Here is a 386-nt window from a genome sequence, read left to right as displayed (position 1 = left end):
GGATCACCTCCTTTCTAGAGTAATGAGTAATCATTCGTTTGATTAGCTCAATAAAGAATCTCACGATTCAACAAAGTATTATTTCTTGTCTCTTCTTGCTTAGTTTTCAGTGATCTAAGTTCATTGAATTGGTAAATGGGGGGTTAGCTCAGCTGGGAGAGCGACTGCCTTGCACGCAGTAGGTCAGCGGTTCGATCCCGCTACTCTCCACCATTTTAAAATCAAATATAAGCTTTCAAGAGAGAGTTTATATTTGGTTTTTAAACCAAAAGTTCATTAAATTACAATTGTTAAAGTCAACAACTATAAAACTACAATAAGGGCTACTTTATTTAGTGTAGGGATACATTAAATAAGGTAGTGAAGCAATTTAGAATAAAAGATAT

At 34.5% G+C, this 386-nt stretch carries 1 tRNA gene; it reads left to right on the top strand.

The features are described from left to right. Positions 1-137 precede the first annotated feature (137 nt). Positions 138-213, top strand: a tRNA-Ala gene (locus P6N22_RS10650). Positions 214-386: the final 173 nt, after the last annotated feature.

Source organism: Sulfurimonas sp. C5, from assembly GCF_029872055.1.
Classification (GTDB): domain Bacteria; phylum Campylobacterota; class Campylobacteria; order Campylobacterales; family Sulfurimonadaceae; genus Sulfurimonas.
The sequence above is the reverse complement of the archived record's forward strand: the minus strand, read 5'-3'. Positions and strand labels throughout refer to the sequence as shown.